Annotated in this window: 17 protein-coding genes; 13 read left to right on the forward strand and 4 right to left on the reverse strand. The window is 37.0% G+C overall.

All coding sequences use genetic code 11. The features are described 5' to 3' along the window. Positions 1 to 147: 147 nt before the first annotated feature. Positions 148 to 1,017, reverse strand: a complete 870-nt coding sequence (locus C9J37_RS03550) for a pentapeptide repeat-containing protein (RefSeq protein ID WP_107894265.1) — start codon at positions 1,015 to 1,017, stop codon at positions 148 to 150. 216 nt (positions 1,018 to 1,233) lie between these two features. On the opposite strand from C9J37_RS03550, the gene C9J37_RS03555 reads away from it, so the two are divergent. From C9J37_RS03555 to C9J37_RS03580, 6 genes are all read left to right on the forward strand, one after another. Further along, positions 1,234 to 1,527: a PadR family transcriptional regulator gene (locus C9J37_RS03555; RefSeq protein WP_107894314.1), complete on the forward strand. Its 294-nt coding sequence runs from the start codon at positions 1,234 to 1,236 to the stop codon at positions 1,525 to 1,527. Next, complete coding sequence (locus C9J37_RS03560) at positions 1,524 to 2,627, forward strand: DUF2812 domain-containing protein (RefSeq protein WP_107894266.1); 1,104 nt, start codon at positions 1,524 to 1,526, stop codon at positions 2,625 to 2,627. The genes C9J37_RS03555 and C9J37_RS03560 overlap by 4 nt, the downstream gene beginning before the upstream one ends. Before the next feature lie 253 nt (positions 2,628 to 2,880). After that, the gene (locus C9J37_RS03565; protein WP_107894267.1) at positions 2,881 to 3,738 is read left to right on the forward strand and encodes a patatin-like phospholipase family protein; all 858 of its coding nucleotides are present in this window, start codon (positions 2,881 to 2,883) and stop codon (positions 3,736 to 3,738) included. A gap of 155 nt (positions 3,739 to 3,893) precedes the next feature. Next, a complete protein-coding gene (locus C9J37_RS03570; RefSeq protein ID WP_107894268.1) occupies positions 3,894 to 4,766 on the forward strand; it encodes a LysR family transcriptional regulator in 873 nt (290 codons plus the stop codon). Between the two features lie 19 nt (positions 4,767 to 4,785). After that, entirely contained in the window at positions 4,786 to 5,526 is a 741-nt protein-coding gene (locus C9J37_RS03575; RefSeq protein WP_107894269.1) for an urease accessory protein UreH domain-containing protein, read from the forward strand. A gap of 97 nt (positions 5,527 to 5,623) precedes the next feature. Beyond that, complete coding sequence (locus C9J37_RS03580) at positions 5,624 to 5,947, forward strand: YnfA family protein (protein ID WP_107894270.1); 324 nt, start codon at positions 5,624 to 5,626, stop codon at positions 5,945 to 5,947. Positions 5,948 to 6,143: 196 nt separating this feature from the next. Here the strand turns inward: C9J37_RS03580 and C9J37_RS03585 are convergent, their stop codons facing one another. The 3 genes from C9J37_RS03585 to C9J37_RS03595 all read right to left on the reverse strand — a co-directional run bounded on the left by C9J37_RS03585 (position 6,144) and on the right by C9J37_RS03595 (position 9,362). Then, complete coding sequence (locus C9J37_RS03585) at positions 6,144 to 6,902, reverse strand: class I SAM-dependent methyltransferase (protein WP_107894271.1); 759 nt, start codon at positions 6,900 to 6,902, stop codon at positions 6,144 to 6,146. Between the two features lie 169 nt (positions 6,903 to 7,071). Further along, positions 7,072 to 8,448 (reverse strand): Na+/H+ antiporter NhaC, encoded by a 1,377-nt coding sequence (gene nhaC, locus C9J37_RS03590; RefSeq protein WP_107894272.1) that lies wholly within the window; start codon positions 8,446 to 8,448, stop codon positions 7,072 to 7,074. Positions 8,449 to 8,591: 143 nt separating this feature from the next. Then, a complete protein-coding gene (locus C9J37_RS03595) occupies positions 8,592 to 9,362 on the reverse strand; it encodes a sulfite exporter TauE/SafE family protein (protein ID WP_107894273.1) in 771 nt (256 codons plus the stop codon). A gap of 383 nt (positions 9,363 to 9,745) precedes the next feature. Between C9J37_RS03595 and C9J37_RS03600 the strand changes: the two genes are divergently transcribed. From C9J37_RS03600 to C9J37_RS03630, 7 genes are all read left to right on the forward strand, one after another. Next, positions 9,746 to 10,366 (forward strand): DUF47 domain-containing protein, encoded by a 621-nt coding sequence (locus tag C9J37_RS03600; RefSeq protein WP_025219331.1) that lies wholly within the window; start codon positions 9,746 to 9,748, stop codon positions 10,364 to 10,366. Between the two features lie 15 nt (positions 10,367 to 10,381). Then, complete coding sequence (locus C9J37_RS03605) at positions 10,382 to 11,398, forward strand: inorganic phosphate transporter (protein WP_107894274.1); 1,017 nt, start codon at positions 10,382 to 10,384, stop codon at positions 11,396 to 11,398. A gap of 159 nt (positions 11,399 to 11,557) precedes the next feature. After that, a complete protein-coding gene (locus tag C9J37_RS03610; protein ID WP_107894275.1) occupies positions 11,558 to 12,256 on the forward strand; it encodes a response regulator transcription factor in 699 nt (232 codons plus the stop codon). Continuing rightward, positions 12,253 to 13,701 carry a sensor histidine kinase gene (locus C9J37_RS03615; protein ID WP_107894276.1) on the forward strand — a complete coding sequence of 483 codons (1,449 nt, stop codon included), beginning with the start codon at positions 12,253 to 12,255 and terminating at the stop codon, positions 13,699 to 13,701. Before C9J37_RS03610 ends, C9J37_RS03615 begins: the two co-directional genes overlap by 4 nt. Then, on the forward strand, positions 13,698 to 14,762 hold the full coding sequence (locus C9J37_RS03620) for a LolA family protein (protein WP_107894277.1): 1,065 nt from the start codon (positions 13,698 to 13,700) through the stop codon (positions 14,760 to 14,762). The genes C9J37_RS03615 and C9J37_RS03620 overlap by 4 nt, the downstream gene beginning before the upstream one ends. Beyond that, complete coding sequence (locus C9J37_RS03625) at positions 14,752 to 14,994, forward strand: hypothetical protein (protein ID WP_227665434.1); 243 nt, start codon at positions 14,752 to 14,754, stop codon at positions 14,992 to 14,994. The genes C9J37_RS03620 and C9J37_RS03625 overlap by 11 nt, the downstream gene beginning before the upstream one ends. A 304-nt stretch (positions 14,995 to 15,298) precedes the next feature. Continuing rightward, the gene (locus C9J37_RS03630; protein WP_107894278.1) at positions 15,299 to 16,747 is read left to right on the forward strand and encodes a tetratricopeptide repeat-containing diguanylate cyclase; all 1,449 of its coding nucleotides are present in this window, start codon (positions 15,299 to 15,301) and stop codon (positions 16,745 to 16,747) included. Positions 16,748 to 16,879 lie beyond the last annotated feature (132 nt).

Below are 16,879 nucleotides of genomic sequence, written 5' to 3' on the forward strand. Positions count from 1 at the left end.
CACCGCCTCGCTACCAACAACTAGTGAACACTTCTAATTTTTAATTTTTGCAAAAGCAAGAATGGCTAAGTTCCCATAATAGCAAAAATTTACGAACACCTTTCCTCTGTTCCTTAAATTTTTTTAGTTATGTCCCAGCGTCTTCTTTTATGGTGCAGTATGCCAATGCGAAGGCATATGCAAATAAAATGGTAGTTTTGTTTGGTGATTACCGCTTGCCGAATTGATTTGCATTTGCGTTAAAAACATCGCAGTGGAAAGATTCGCTCCGCACAAGTTAGCATCACGTAAATCGGCACCGATAAAGTCCACGCCTCTTAAATCTGCATTTTGCAGGTTTGCAGCAATTAAATAGGCACCGCGCAAGTCTGTTCCTCTTAAATCTTTCCCCTTTAAATTTTTCCCAATCCAATTGGCCCCTCTATGGTTCGGCGCATTTTTTTCACCTAAAGTGGTGACCGCAAGCTTATTGCGAATTTGTGCACTGGTTTCTAATAGTAGGTTGTTTACAGGTTGTCGGATTGGAGGGATATCTAGAGCAATTAATGCTGTTGCCTCTAATTTTGTAAGGCTTTGTAATGTCTCTAATTGTTCATGCAAATTGTCATATAATTTAGGTGATATCCGATATGCCATTGCCTCTGCAACATAAGCAATCATTTCATATAACTGCTCCATAATCGGAAATACTTGAAACATTTTTTCAGCCACTTCAGCGTTACCTCGCCAATCTTGTCCATTGAATGTCGTTTGAGCAACCAGTTGTCCCGCCCCTAAACAATCATAGACGGTACACCCCTTAAAACCTTTGCTTCTTAAGTCACGATGTATTTGACAGTGAAAGTTAGATTGCAAATGGGTGCATGGTATGCCAGCGGGCTTATTCATAGCAAAATCACTGGATGCGGTAATAGTTAGTGCTGTACAGCATAAGCCAAAGCAGTTTTGACAATCTGCTTGCATGCTTTTACGAATGTTCTTTGAGACTGTATCATCTATTCCTTTTACCGATGACATTGTGCCCTCCTCAGTTAAGACTTTTTGTTATATATGATTCTAGCATTAAATATAGCTGATTAACTCCTCTTGTTATTAGAAAATTGTATAAAAATAAGATTTTTCTCAAAATAATTGAAAACTATGTCGCGGTGTGATATAGTCTAGGTATGACATAGTCACGGTGCGACATATGGAGGTGGGAAATTGGATAAATTAATTAAAAAATATGTACCAATGACTGAGACTTCATTTTATATATTATTATCACTAACTAAACCACGCCATGGTTACGGTATTATTAAGTGCGTTGCTGAATTAACGAATGACAGAATCAAGTTAGGTTCTGGTACGATTTATGGCACGCTAACAAAAATGCAAAAGGATGAAATGATTACAGTTTTTGCGGATGATCGTAGAAAAACCATTTATGAAGTAACGGAACTTGGGAAACAGGTTATGCAAGCGGAAATGGCTCGTTTAAAAGAATTACATGCACATGTATTACGATTTGAGGAGGATTTTTCATGAAAAAAATGCGATGGCTGTGGAGCTATCAAGTAAATAGAACAGAGAAATGGCTAAGTGATATGGCAAGGGAAGGCTATCATTTATGTGATTTTAATGCAGTAACACGTGAATTTACTTTTGAAGAGGGGGAACCGAGAAATGCTATCTATGCGATTCGTTTTGATAACAATGCATTACCAAGTGCTTTAAAGCAGGAAGGTTGGCACATTGTAGCATCGTCGAAAAGTTGGCAGTTTGTGAAGAATGCATCATCAGACGTCGCTGTCTATCCAACACGTGAAACTATCTTAAGACGAGCGAGAATGCATACGTACTTATTTATTTTATTGGCCATTTTTTTGATGGCAGGACAGATTAATGTGTTACTAATGACTACCATTATATCGAGAACAGTGGGAGATATCAGTTGGTTGGGGATTGTCATTCCGCTTTTTATTCTTACCCTTTTTATAAGTTTATCAATGTTTGTCTTTAGAGCTTATCGAAAGTTTGAAAAGAAGGAAATGGACTTTGGTATTCAGGTCGTTGCTAATGGTAGGAAATCACACAAAATAAAGCTAGGTTGGATGTACTTGCCACAACAAACAAAGGAATGGCTTGAAGTACAAGCAGAACAAGGGTTTGAACTTGAACGTGTTTTTGGACCCCTATTTACATTTCGTCAAACAGGTAGAAAAAATATTGCATATGAAGTAAGCTTTGAACCGAAAGTAGATAGTACTTTCTTCTCCATTCATAAGGAGATAGGTTGGCAATTAAAATTTTCTTCTAATTTAACATGGATGCATTACTCGATTTGGGCAATGCCATATAAAGAAGGAGAGATGGTTCCTGCATTTATGTATGATCCCCATGAAAGGCTCCGTAGTCTTAAAAAATCATTATTTATGAGTTTAGGCATCAGTGGTTATTTGCTAATAATTCTTGCAGTTTCTCTATATATGAATTTTTATAGAATAGGCAATACTTTTTTTGAAATGTCAATTGACGGCATATTACGGTTGTTATTAATCGTTACAATTGCATTATGGGGATCAATATTTTTAAAAATTATTATAGGATTTTTACGTGAATGGAAGATAGTAAGAGAGGGATATTAATAAAGTTGATTATCTAAGCGCTTCCTTTCAAATGGAGGTGCTTTTTGATGCGTTGAATAATTCGTTATCATGTTAAAATATCAGAAATAAGTATGGTTACTAAAGTTCTAAATGCTAGTCATGTGAGACATAGAGAATACGTAATTTATTATGAAATTGATGCTGAGTAATTAGTAAGTATGCTGCAAAAAATCAAGAAACTTATTTAAGTTTGCTGTAAACTAAAGAGAAAATAGAGTGAAAGAGTGATGGCATGCTACAGGTAAATGTGGAGGATTCAAGTTTAATATTAGAGGGTGGGACATTTCGTACATTGTTTACATCTGGTGTCTTGGATGCTTTTTTAGAGCATGACATTATGATGCCTTATGTTGTCGCTATTTCAGCAGGTGCAATCAATGCATGCTCGTATGTATCACAGCAAAAGGAACGGTCTTTACGTGTATTAATGGATTATCGCCATGATAAGCGCTACATGGGCTTGAAAAATTTCCTTAAAGAAAAAAGCTTATTTGGCTTGGATTTTGCGTATAATGTGATTCCGAATGAGCTAGATATTTTTGATTGGGATACGTACAAGCAGTATGATGGAAAATTGCTTTTTGGCGTAACAAATGCAGCAACAGGCCAAGTTGAGTATATGGATGCAAAGGAAATGGATCGCCAATGTATGATGTTGCGTGCAACTTGTGCTATACCAATCTTATTTCCAGAAATCAAACTAAATAATACGCCATATTACGATGGTGGCTTAGCAGAGCCAATTCCGATCATGCATGGTGTTGATACGGGTTTTAAAAAGCATGTACTGGTATTAACCCGACCTAAAGGCTACCGTAAACAGCTAGATCGGCAAAGTAAATGGGCTATGAAACTACTAGCTAAACGTTATCCGAATTTAGTAAAAAGCATGCAAAAACGTGCAGACCATTATAACGCTTCACTTGATTATTGTGAACAATTAGAGGCACAAGGAAAGGCATTTATATTCCGCCCAACACAAGCACTTAATAGCTTTGAGAAAGATACAGTGCAAATGCGTAAAAATTACGACATGGGCTATCAGCAAGCGATGCAACAAATAGATGCATTAAAGCAATTTTTAACTTGATTTTGAATGGTAAGGGGGAGGGCCAACGTGCATTTTGGGCTCTCTCTTTTTCATAGCGCTTAAGCATCAACGTTCACTATGTAAAAATTGTAGAAAAGATTTCATGTCACATCACATTTCGATATAATAAATGAAAAACTAGAAGAGGCGCGTTTATGGAAACAGAATGGTTACGCACGTTTATCGTTGCGGCGAAAACGGAAAATTTTCGTGAGACGGCGGAAAGACGCTTTATCACGCAATCGACGGTATCCAAACATATTCAGCATTTAGAAAAGGAGTTGCAGACAACGCTTTTTGAACGTCAAACAAAGCATGTCAGACTCAATCGAATTGGTGCACACTTTTTACGACAAGCTGAAAAAGTGGTAGAAATCGTTGATGAAGCAGTACATAGTACACAATTGATGAAAAGTGGTTTTACTTCGAAATTAACAATAGGTGTAGCACCTCAAATAGCGAATTCCACATTACCAGCTATTATCGAGCGTTTTCAGCAACAAAACCCTACCATTCATCTTTCTATTGAACTGTTAAAATCTAATGAAATTGGGGAAGCGGTTTATGCGGGAGCTATAGATATAGGGATTTCGAAATTAACCTCCACCCGTGCAGTGCACACGAAAATGCTTGCCCAAGAGCCACTCCAACTTATCGTACCGATAGAGAAAAAATGGACTGATCCAATGACGCTTTTACAACAAGAAACGATTTTAACACATGAATACGCGTCTTATTGGCAAGAAGTACAACAAGTACTTCAGCAATTGCCAAGCTATAAAAGCATGCAGGTTAACCAAACAGAAGTTATAAAAAACTTTGTCAAGCAAGGGCTAGGAATTGCCTTTTTACCGAAAAGTGTTATTGAAGCCGCTTATGATGAGCAATCGCTCCATAGTTATTCGGTAAAGGAATTCTCGCATATTGTATCCAACACTTATTTTTTATCAAAGTACGTAACGGCTGATATTGAAGCTTTTTTTACAGTTTGTGATGCCGTCTATCAAAACAGAGGGAGCTATTACTAGAAGAGAAGGTGATATTTGCATGTATAATATGATGTCAGAAATAAGTCGAGTCGTTAGTGGACCCATCACGTTATTTTTAAATTCCTATGAACATTCTCCACTTGTTATCGCGTTACTTCTAGGCCTAGTTGGCGCACTAGCACCTTGTCAATTAACCGGCAACTTGAGCGCCATAACATTCTATGGTCATCGTACCATTCAAATGAAAAATAATTGGAGGGAAGTTATGGCTTTTATAATCGGTAAGGTTGCTGTCTTTAGTTTAATCGGCTTATTAGCTTGGCTATTTGGGCAATCATTTGAAACGTCAATAACTTCCTATTTTCCAATATTTCGTAAGACGATAGGACCCATTATGTTGTTAACAGGTCTTGTCCTAATCGGCATTTTAAAATTAAAATGGCTTCATCAAATATCATCCCATATCCCGCTTGTATTGAAAGAAGGTAAGGCAGGTTCATTTCTAATGGGGGCATGCTTTGCCATTGCCTTTTGCCCGACGATGTTTGTGCTATTTTTCGTTTGGCTGATGCCTACAGTTGTTACTACTTCCTATGGATTGGTTTTGCCAGCGGTTTTTGGTCTTGCGACTTCCATGCCACTTATTTTAATGTTGATACTGATTCAAATATTTGATACAAAACGCGCCATTATGAAAACAAGTATGAAAATGGGAAGAGTGATACAAATCGCAGCAGGTATCATTTTAATCATGATTGGCGTAATGGACACCATTACATATTGGGGTATAACGATTTGAAAAAAGTAAGTTGAGCTTGAGTGGAACAATTTGGAGGCTGTTGCTGTAAGGACGGTCTCTATTTTTATTTGTAAAAAGGAAAAGAAAGAGGGAACATATGATTTACGCAATCGCATTATTTCTATTAGCAGGTATTGGTGAAATCGGAGGTGGCTATTTAATTTGGCTTTGGTTAAGGGAAGGCAAACCGTTTTATTGGGGCATTTTTGGAGGGATTGCATTAGCTTTATATGGCGTGGTGGCAACTTTTCAATCATTTCCGACTTTTGGTCGAGTCTATGCAGCGTATGGAGGAGTTTTTATTGTGCTGTCCATCTTGTGGGGCTGGGGCATAGATAAGCAAAAGCCAGACATGTTAGATTTAGTTGGCGCTGGTATTTGTATCATCGGAGTCATGGTCATGTTAATACCGCGTTCATAATAGAGAGAAAAGTGTTAGATTAACGGTCATTAATCTAACACTTTTTTACTGTGAACCGATGTTGTCTATTTGGGTGGCGCTTCTTAAAGATTTTGTGGCGCTAACCTTTGTTTTTGTGGCGCTTTATGGATCTTTAGTGGCGCTAACCTTTGTTTTTGTGGCGATTCATGCCCCTATAGTGGCGCTAATCATTTTTTTAGCACTTCATTGCAACAAAACGTAAACGCCAATAATCAGCAATCCATTGTTTATCTCGATAATTGGTTGGTCGCAACAGTTCTTCACATTTTGCATAAACGCGTTCCTTTTCATGCTGACTTAAATGCTGGAGAATGTTGTCGCTAAACATAACAAGCCAATTCCGTAAGCCATCGTCACCTTGAAGCGGCGTCGGACGTTCATATAAAGTAATCATTTGTACAGTAAAGCCCACTTTTTCGAGCATCGTTTGATATTCGTCAGCTGCTGGAAAATACCATGGAAAATACTGCTCTTCATATGGTAGCCCAAGTGCCTCCATACTTGTTCTAAGTGCTCCGACAATAGAAGCAATATTCCCGTGGCCGCCCATTTCTGCAACAAAACGTCCTTGTTGTTTTAGTGCACGATAGATATTGTCAATCACTTTATCTTGTTGTTTCATCCAATGAAGCGCTGCATTGGAAAAGACTGCATCAAATTGATGTGTGTAGTCCATAGTAGCTGCATCTTGTGTGTTAAAGGTAAGCGTTGGATATTTTTGTTGAGCGCTTAAAATCATATCATGTGAAGCATCAATGCCATGTACAACTGCACCACATTGCGTTATCTCGTTGGCTAAATCTCCTGTGCCACAGCCAACATCTAAAATATGTTCTTGTTTTTGTGGTGCAAGTAAGTTGACTAAACTTTCTCCGAATTTTGAAACAAAGTTATGCTTTTGATCGTAAAGAGTTGCATTCCATTTTGTTGTCATTGTCTACCATCTCCTTTGTTTTTTAGCATAACAAAGAGAGGTGTGAAACGAAAATTCGAAAAAAGGGTTGTTTTGATTCCAATTTGGAATGATAGAAAGAGAAAAGAATCCGCTCGCTCTACGGGCAATTCGTAGTAAACGAGCAGATTCTTTTAAGCTAATTTAAATATTAAAGCTTTGTGAGCGTTTTGCCGCTCCAGCCAAATAGTATTGTTAAAACTGGACCAAGCAAACAGAAGAAGGTGAATGGTAGATAAGTAGTTGTTGGAATATCTAGTACACTAGCGATAAAAATTCCGCACACGCTCCATGGCACAAGCGGGTTCACAACAGTACCTGCATCTTCCATAACACGCGATAAATTTTTCGGCGCAAGTCCAACCTTTGCAAACTGCGCTTTAAATGCCTCTCCAGTAAGTAAAATGGACAAATATTGTTCACCGATTAATGTGTTGACGCCAATTCCTGTTAGCGCAGCACCCGTAATAACGGAGCCAGCACTTGTAAATAAGCTTTCAATTTTTGCTAAAATACTTTGAATAATACCAAGTGTAAATAATAATCCGCCCATTGTAAGTGCAAGTAATACTAAAGCGATTGTAAATAGCATACTATTCAATCCGCCACGAGTAAGCAGTGCATCTACGTCTTTAATTCCTGTATCGGATACATAGCCTTTAAACAGCATGTTAAATACGTGGGAAAGGGCCAGTGGTTCTTGTATGTAAGCAAGTCCAACGCCAACGATTGAAACAACTGCAAGTGTAATAAGAGCAGGTGCTTTATATAAGGTCATAATAACCAGAACAACGATTGGTAGTAATGTGTACCAATGAATAAGACCAGTAGAAAGTAATCCTATTTTAAATTGTTCAACCGTTTCAAAAGAAGTATTGGCACCAGATGGTGATAGCAAGGCATACAAAGCAAACGAGATCACAAAGGCAGGAATGGTCGTCCAACCCATATTTTTAATATGCTCAAATAAATCAACACCTACTGTACCGGATGCTAAATTAGTTGTATCAGATAGCGGTGACATTTTATCGCCAAAAAAGGCCCCAGAAACAATAGCACCAGCCGTGATGGCTAATGAAATATCCATTGCACCAGCGATTCCCATAAAGGCCACGCCGACTGTCGCAACTGTTGTTAAAGAGCTACCAACGGAAATCCCGACAATGCTACAAATAAGAAAAACAATGGCAAAGAAAAAGCTAGGTGAAACAGTTAAAAAACCGTAATATATCAGCGTTGGAATGGTGCCGCCCATAATCCAACTCGAAATTAAAATACCGATAAAGAAGAAAATAAAGACAGCACCTAAACCAGCACTGGCACCAGCAACCATCCCAGATTCAAGCTCACGGAACGGTACTTTTTTCAATAGTCCATAGGCAATTAAAAGTGAGATTACTAAAATAATGGGAATATGTGGCGTTGCTTTTAAATAGCCAATACTAATGGCCATTGTGGCAATAATTAAAAGTGTAATGAAGCAAGCCTCAATAAATCGAGGGTTACTTTTTGCTTCAATGCGAAACATACGAATCCTCCTAACAATTACTTCTGCGCTTCAATGCGGTGAAGCCCAAAAGTATTATAGCATGCTTATAAATATTGTCAATTGATTGAAAATTCTGTCTATATAGACCATTAAAAAAGATAGCGATATATTCTCGCTATCTGCTAGTTAAAATGCGCAACATAATCCCATGCATTTTTGATAATTAAGATACACGTCATCACAATAAAAATAAGACGCATCATGTTCGTCCCCCGTGTTAACGCAAATTTAGACCCTAAAATAGCACCGAATATCATAACGAAGCCCATTGGCAAGCCATATAAAAAATTGACCTGTCCTAATACTAAAAACATTACAAGTGCAGCCAAATTCGATGTGAAATTAAATGCTTTTGCATTCCCTGCAGCTTGCAAAAAATCATTACCCATCATTAAAAGGATGAAAATAAAAAAAGAACCTGTCCCTGGGCCAAAAAAACCATCGTAAAAGCCGACCGCCGCAAACGCACAAAGAAAGGTTATTTTCTTTCCTATACTTAACATACGTTGCTTTGGCTGTTGTCCCCAATCTTTTTTTAAAACGGTATAAGTTGCGACTAGTACGAGCATAACAAGCATAAGTGGCTTTAAAATCGAAGGTGATACAAGGTGCACAGTGTATGCACCAACTAAAGAGCCTAAAAAAATAAAAGGTAAGATTTTTCCAATCTTTTTAAAATCGACTTTACCTGCCCGCAAAAAAGTAAGCATGCTAGTGCCATTACTGATGGTATTCGCTAGTTTATTCGTTGCAATGGCTGTACTTGGTGGTAATCCTACCGCCATTAATGCTGGTAAAGAAATCAAGCCTCCGCCACCAACAATGGCATTTAAAAAGGATGCGATAAAGCCAAACACTAATAATGTACCAAGTGAAAGTAAATGAATTTCCATGAAAATAACCATCCTTTTGCATCATACAATGTTTTCTTGTAAGCGTACTGCTTATGGCTAAAAATAACAATGGTGATTGTATATTTTGTGGATTTAAAATTTACAATTCCTTTACATTGTAAAATTATAAGAAAAAAATTTTTTCAAGTATTTTTATAAAAATTAAAGAAATAACGTTACATTTAACAGCAAAAAACGTCTTTTTATTAGAAGATTTCCAACGTTTGTAACTTGTTTACGTATGTTTGCATGAAATATGGCAATTTTAATATTACATTATTGTAAATTCAATTTATTTATCTTTAAAGTTATGTAGAATTATGTAAAGATTTTGTTATGATAGTTGCAGAAATCGACAATATTTATTCAACAGGAGGAACATAATGTTCAACTCAAGTAAGCAAGATCCATTTTTTCAGGCTTTATTAAAAATTTCTCAAAATGTGAAAGAAGGTATTTACTTCGCTCATAACGCGCGTATTCATGATATCGATGCATTAAAAGAGATTGCCGATACAATGAAACAATATGAAACAAGCGGTGATAAGCTGATTCATGAGCTAATTGTTATGCTTAATAAATCATTTATGACACCTATTGAACGAGAAGATATATTAGCGCTAGCAAATAAATTAGATGATGTAATTGACGGGATGGAAGGCTGTATTGCCCATTTTAATATGTACAACTTAACAGAAGTAACAGAGCCGATGCGTCAATTCCTGACGTACATTGCTAAAAGTACAGATGAAATGGTACAAGCAATGGAGCTGCTAAATAGTAAAAAGCTTGTAGAAATGCGTAAACATGCCATTCAAATTAAAGACTATGAGCGTGAATGTGATGAGATATTCCGTTCTTCTATGAAGCAATTATTTATTCAAGAAAAAGATCCAATGCGCATTATCGTATTCAAAGATATTTACGAACAATTTGAAGATATTGCAGATTGTTGTCAAACAGTAGCGAATACAATCGAAACAATAATTATGCGAAATGCGTAAGATGGAGTGTACTAAATGGATACAATATTACTGATAACAATATTAGTCGTTATATTCGCACTTGTGTTCGACTTTATTAACGGCTTCCATGATACAGCCAATGCTATTGCAACATCTGTATCAACGCGTGCCCTAAAGCCACGTACTGCTGTGTACATGGCTGCGGTAATGAACTTTATCGGAGCTATTACATTTGTTGGTGTTGCGAAAGCATTAACGAAAGATATTGTTGACCCGTTTACACTAAATACGTATGACGGTGATATTACAGGGTCAGTTGTTATTTTGGCAGCTTTACTGTCAGCTATTACATGGAATTTATTAACATGGTATTTTGGGATACCGTCTAGTTCGTCCCATACTTTAATTGGTTCGGTTGCAGGGGCGGCAATTGCGGCGGCAGGATTTGATATTCTAAATTACACAGGTTTTATTAAAATCATTCAGGCGCTTATTTTCTCTCCATTACTTGCGTTTGTAGCTGGTTTTTTCATGATGTCACTGTTTAAAGTAATCTTTAAAGATATGAATTTATATCGAACAAATAAAGGCTTCCGAACGATGCAAATCGGTACAGCGGCATTGCAATCATTTACACACGGTACGAACGATGCGCAAAAGGCGATGGGGATTATCACCCTTGCATTAATTGCAGGTGGTTTACACCAAGGTGACGATATTCCGTTTTGGGTTCGTTTTGCAGCTGCCTGTGCGATGGGTCTCGGAACATCGGTTGGTGGTTATAAAATAATTAAAACAGTCGGTGGTAAAATTATGAAAATACGCCCAGTGAATGGTGTAGCAGCGGACTTAGCATCTGCTTCGATCATCTTTGGTGCGACGTTAATTCATTTACCTGTATCGACAACGCACGTAATCTCTTCTTCTATTATGGGCGTAGGTACTGCACATCGCGTCAAAGGTGTAAAATGGGGTATGGCACGTAAAATTGTTACTACTTGGGTGATTACAATGCCAATCTCTGCCGTGATGGCTGCTACAATTTACTTTATTTTAAGCTTATTTTTCTAACATAGTGAAGGAATGCACAAACTTATGTGCATTCTTTTTTCTTTGGTTTGAATTTGCCCTTGTTAATATATGAGAGTCCATCTATGGTAATTATAAAGAAAGTATAAAGTTCAGAAGAAATACATCAATCCATAGTAAGGTTATAACAGGAGGAAAACGATGAATGAAAAGCTATTACTAATAGAGGATGATCACGCAATAGGTCGTATCGTCAAAGATACACTAGAGCAAGAGGGATACTTGGTCACATGGGCAACTACAGGTTTAGAAGGGCTAGCAGATTTTCAAGCGCAGCCATTTGATTTAGTATTAGTCGATTGGATGCTACCTGAAATGGATGGCCTTACTGTTTGTCAAAATATTCGTTGGGAAAGTGATGTGCCCATTTTAATGATGAGCGCCCGTAAAGACGAGGCTGATAAAGTGGAAGGCTTACAAGGTGCTGATGATTATTTAGCAAAGCCTTTTAGCTTAGCGGAATTAAAGGCACGTGTTGCCTCCCATTTACGTCGATGGCAACGCTATAAGAAAATAGAAGTGACAGAACATATCGCTACATTTGCATTTGGCTTAGCAATTGACTGGCATAAAGAACTAGCAACACTGGAAAACAAAGAACTAGCCTTAACTCAAAAAGAGTTTGCCCTGTTAAAGCTATTGGCTAAAAATCCAGGTCAACTATTTTCAAAGGAAGAGTTATATCAGCATATTTGGCAACAAGCGAGTGTAGACGAGACACATACAGTCACTGTGCATATTAAAGCATTACGAGAAAAATTACAGGATCCGGTTAAAACACCACATTATATTCAAACAGTTTGGGGCAAGGGCTATCGCTTCATCGGAGAACCGTTATGAAAATAAAATCTTGGCTACTGATGATGTTTTTTATTGTGATGATTGTGCCAATTGGCGGGGCGTATGGCTTATATATGTGGATTAATGCCTATTACCATGATAAAAGCTTTGCAGAATATATTGAGAAATGGACGACACTAAACGATGTCAAGTCGGTCCTTAACGATCCAACATTATATGCCAAAAATGCAGATATGCAACAAGTAAAAGCACTTACGAGTGATCAACTAGCTATTACGCTATACGCAAAATCTGGCTTTGTTTATTATTCATCTAATCCGTTAACCTCCGGATTTGTTTCAAGAGAAAATGTGTTAAAAAACTTATATGTATTACAGCAAAAATACAATGCGTTTACATATAAGGAACCCGTTTTTCAACAAGGCGATTTAGTTGGTATTTATGAAATTCAACTTATCAGAAAGGACTGGGTTCAAGGTGTGGAGAGGCGTTCATGGCTCGTGATAGCGAGCGCGATTACGTTATTTCTAGCCATTTATACAGCAGTCATTTTGTTGCTTAACCGTAAATTACATCGACCTTTACAAGCATTAATGCAACAAATGGATGCATTTGGGAAGGGACAACATGTTGACGCTGTAATGGCTACAAGAAAAGATGAAATCGGGGAGCTTACAAATACTTTTTTAAGTATGCAAAGGGAAATTGAGGTCGCACGTGCCCATTTAAAAAATGAGCAAAAGCAGAAGGAACTGATGATTGCCAGTATTTCACATGATTTAAAGACACCCTTAACAGCAATTCAAGCGTATGCAGAGAGTCTACAAAATTCTTCCCTCACTGCGCATATGCAGGAGGAATATCGGGCAGTGATTTTAACAAAGGCAATGGATATGAAGCAAATGCTAGAAGATTTACTTATGTATACGTTGCTTCAATCCACAACCTATGATGTAACACTGGTCCCAGTAGAAGGACAGGAATTTTTTGATATGGCAATCTCGGAGTATGAACCACTTTGTCAAAGTAAAGGGCTATCACTGCAAACGTTTTGTGATGTAAAGGGTACCTTTGCTGTTCAGCCCTCACAAATGCAACGTGTGATTGACAATCTGATGAGTAATGCAACTCATTTTGGCACTTTAGGCACGACTATTTATTTAGCAGCTATCAGCAAGCAAAAACTCGATTGGGGTTTTGATTTTGTGAACGAGGCGCTTACGAAAAAAAGCGGCATGTATTTAGTTGTGCAAAATAGTGGAGCAGGTGTAGGTGAACAAGAAATCGGGCAATTATTTGAACCATTGTACCAATCAGATCATGCCAGAACAAAGACTGGACAACGAGGCACAGGGCTAGGCCTTAGCATAGCGAAACAAATTATTGAAAAACATGGTGGAACAATAAATATGGTATCCAAGCGTGGAGTCGGCACAGCAGTACTGTGTTGGTTACCGCCTTACAAAGGAGAAAATGACAAATGAACTGGAAACAAACAATACGAGTTGGGGGACTTATAACGCTGATGACGTTGAGTTTAGTTGGTTGTAATTCAGAGACATCTTATTCCCCGCAAGAGATTATAGATCAAGCATTACAAGAAACACAAGAGCTAGAAAGTTATTATGGAGAATATACGTTGGATATAGATGAATCTGGAGTCGCTAACGTAAAAGAATGGATGAAGGGTGGCAAACGTCGGATTGAGATGTCTGTTGATGGCGATCATGTTATTGCGGTTAATGATGGTAAACAAATTACATCGTTTAGTAAAAAAGAAAACAAGGCAACAATTATTTCATTTAAAAATGGAGAATTAGATGAATTTATGGGGCAATCCGCAAAAGACAGCGCCCAAGTATTATTAAACTTAGTGAAGGATTCTCACGATATTACCATTGCTGGAGAAGAATCAATTGCTGGTCGAGATACGTATCATATTACAGCGAAAGCGCAAAAAAAGAATACGTTATTAGGTGATATTGAAGTATGGATTGATAAAAAAACGTGGTTGACGTTAAAAACAATTACGACGAACGCAGGCAATGTGACGACGCAAGAATATTCTAAGCTTGACGTTAATAAGAAAATGGAGGATAAGTTGTTTACCTTTGATATCCCAAAAGATGCAACGGTAGAAAAAATAGATCCCCAAAATCAAACATCAACGGCAACAATCGAAGAGGTGAAGGAACAACTAGGTAACTTTTTAATGGTACCTGAGGAAAATGGCTTGTCCATATCCACAATCGTCGATATGAAAGTGAAAGAGCGCCCAGAATTTTCTTTTGAATTTGAAAAAGATGACCAACCTGCATTTTCAGTTTCAGTTCTTAAAGAAGCTAGTAATGAGGAATTTGGTAATCTTGGGAATGAAGAAGAAATACAAGTACGAGGCAAAAAAGGCACATGCATGGATTTAGGAGAACTTTTTATTATTTCTTGGTCTGAAGATGGCTACCAATATAACATTATAAGTGAAAATCCTGAATTTACTAAAGAAGAAATTTTAGCATATGCCGAGGAAATGACCAATGTTCAGTGAGGTGAACGGTGTGCAAAAGGCGAATTTTATAAAGTGCATAGCATTATTTTTATTTGCTACTGGGTTTTTATACGGTGTTGGTGAAACGTATAGTGTTCCATGGCTACAATTTCAATTTCTAGGTGAATACAATAATGAAGGTTTTTATTTTAGCTTCAGTTCTCTTATTCCGTTACTCGGTGGCATACTCATAGTGGCAATATATGAGACGATTGTTAAACGATTTATATAAAAAGAGAAAATCCACTACTATATTGAAGTGGATTTTCTCTTTTTATTGGATGGTTAGGGGCGTTCACTTTCGTTTCATACGCAGGAGTCCGATGAAATTTAACTAAGTTAAGAAAGAGCTAAAAATAGAAAATGTTAAAAATATATAAATTAAAACAAGTCTCTTTTAAAGAGGCTTGTTTTTTAAATTCCTAAATTAGGTTAAATTACTCATATGCTGGAAAATAAATAAGGATAAAGAATTGTAATATTTTAGAAGCGAATGTAGTATTAAGGGAGTAGGAAAAGAAAAAGGAGGATGCGGTATGGATTTACAAGAATTTGAAGAACTTTGGATTACCCTAAATGAATTATATAGTGCAAATCGCTATTTAGAATATATCGAGTTAAGCAGTCCCGCTATTGAAAGTGCCAATGCACTAGCGTTGTATGATAAGGCAATGCATCTATTGCGCTATAGCTGTATGAGCTATTATCAAGTGGGCGATCTACAAATATCCATCAATTTATTAGAAAAATACCGCGAACTGACTTTTTTATATGGGAATGATATTGACGTAATTCAATATTATTCACTTGCCTCCATTTATTGGGGAACGTTCGGACAACAAAAAAAATCCGAAGAGCTTTTAATGAAAGGGCTAGAAATTGCAGAGCGTATTCAACATATTGAAAGCATGGGGAAAATTTATAACAATCTAAGTGGTTTAGAAATTGAACTCGGTAAATATGCAAAGGCAAAGCGACTTGCCTTAAAAAGCTTATTCTATACGAATGAATTTGATTTGAAACACGATCCCCCCTATAAGGGTATTATACATGCCAAGACTAATTTAGCTATCGCCCATATTTGGCTGGAGGAATTTGAAGAAGCGAATACGCTCTTACAGGAATTATTGATGACAATAAAAGACCCTCCTTATAATAAGGCACAATTAGAGGTGTTTAATGCGCAAGCACTACTATATGAAAAACAGGGTCGTATTGGTGAAGCAATTGATATGTACCAAAAAGCAAAGCATTATGCATTGCAAAATAATGATCTATCTTTGTTACAGACAATTTACAATTCATTAGTTAAGCTTATTGAAGAACAAGGGAATAAAATTATTTTAAGCGCTGTACAAAAGGAATATATTAATATTTTATTAGAAATACAAAGGGAGAATTATACCCAAGTACTATTCGAAATGGAGTATAACGATCAGAAAAAACACTTTGAGCGAACTTCCTATATAGATCCGCTTACAAATATTTATAACCGACGTTATTTTGATGAACAGGCGAAAGAAATGGTGAAAAGTGCAGCGAGCAATCAAAAGCTACTAGCTCTCTTGATGATTGATTTAGATCACTTTAAATCAATCAATGATTCAAATGGTCATTTATTTGGAGACGATGCATTATCCATTACAGCGACCACATTGCAGCAGTTTTTTCAACCGTACGAAGCCATTGTCGCACGTTTTGGTGGTGATGAATTTATTGTTCTCCTTCATCTAAGAGAAGGGGAGTCAATCTCTATAATAGCTCAAAATCTATATCATTCATTAACTTCACTGGCATTGACAGTCAATGAAACTGTCGTGCAATTAGAATTTAGTATAGGTGTAAGCACGAATGAACATGGTTATATTACGCAACTCGAACAATTAATCCATAATGCTGATAGTGCACTTTATGCATCAAAACGGAATGGACGTAACCAAATAACACTCTATAACCAATATAACGATGCGGGAAATAGTAAATAAAGGAAAATGTTTACTAGTCTGTACTTTCGATCGTGTATAAACATCCGTGACCTTTCAAAGGACAAAACAATGTAAAACCTTACTAGTAGGTGTAAGGTTTTGTAAAGTCCATAAAAAGCGAGCGGATTTTTT

The organism is Lysinibacillus mangiferihumi (genome assembly GCF_003049665.1).
Lineage (GTDB): Bacteria > Bacillota > Bacilli > Bacillales_A > Planococcaceae > Lysinibacillus > Lysinibacillus mangiferihumi.

Coding starts and splice junctions, on each gene's coding strand:
- C9J37_RS03550 (WP_107894265.1), bottom strand. CDS start 1,017: ATGTCATCGGTAAAAGGAATAGATGATACAGTCTCAAAGAACATTCGT.
- C9J37_RS03555 (WP_107894314.1), top strand. CDS start 1,234: ATGACTGAGACTTCATTTTATATATTATTATCACTAACTAAACCACGC.
- C9J37_RS03560 (WP_107894266.1), top strand. CDS start 1,524: ATGAAAAAAATGCGATGGCTGTGGAGCTATCAAGTAAATAGAACAGAG.
- C9J37_RS03565 (WP_107894267.1), top strand. CDS start 2,881: ATGCTACAGGTAAATGTGGAGGATTCAAGTTTAATATTAGAGGGTGGG.
- C9J37_RS03570 (WP_107894268.1), top strand. CDS start 3,894: ATGGAAACAGAATGGTTACGCACGTTTATCGTTGCGGCGAAAACGGAA.
- C9J37_RS03575 (WP_107894269.1), top strand. CDS start 4,786: ATGTATAATATGATGTCAGAAATAAGTCGAGTCGTTAGTGGACCCATC.
- C9J37_RS03580 (WP_107894270.1), top strand. CDS start 5,624: ATGATTTACGCAATCGCATTATTTCTATTAGCAGGTATTGGTGAAATC.
- C9J37_RS03585 (WP_107894271.1), bottom strand. CDS start 6,902: ATGACAACAAAATGGAATGCAACTCTTTACGATCAAAAGCATAACTTT.
- nhaC (WP_107894272.1), bottom strand. CDS start 8,448: ATGTTTCGCATTGAAGCAAAAAGTAACCCTCGATTTATTGAGGCTTGC.
- C9J37_RS03595 (WP_107894273.1), bottom strand. CDS start 9,362: ATGGAAATTCATTTACTTTCACTTGGTACATTATTAGTGTTTGGCTTT.
- C9J37_RS03600 (WP_025219331.1), top strand. CDS start 9,746: ATGTTCAACTCAAGTAAGCAAGATCCATTTTTTCAGGCTTTATTAAAA.
- C9J37_RS03605 (WP_107894274.1), top strand. CDS start 10,382: ATGGATACAATATTACTGATAACAATATTAGTCGTTATATTCGCACTT.
- C9J37_RS03610 (WP_107894275.1), top strand. CDS start 11,558: ATGAATGAAAAGCTATTACTAATAGAGGATGATCACGCAATAGGTCGT.
- C9J37_RS03615 (WP_107894276.1), top strand. CDS start 12,253: ATGAAAATAAAATCTTGGCTACTGATGATGTTTTTTATTGTGATGATT.
- C9J37_RS03620 (WP_107894277.1), top strand. CDS start 13,698: ATGAACTGGAAACAAACAATACGAGTTGGGGGACTTATAACGCTGATG.
- C9J37_RS03625 (WP_227665434.1), top strand. CDS start 14,752: ATGTTCAGTGAGGTGAACGGTGTGCAAAAGGCGAATTTTATAAAGTGC.
- C9J37_RS03630 (WP_107894278.1), top strand. CDS start 15,299: ATGGATTTACAAGAATTTGAAGAACTTTGGATTACCCTAAATGAATTA.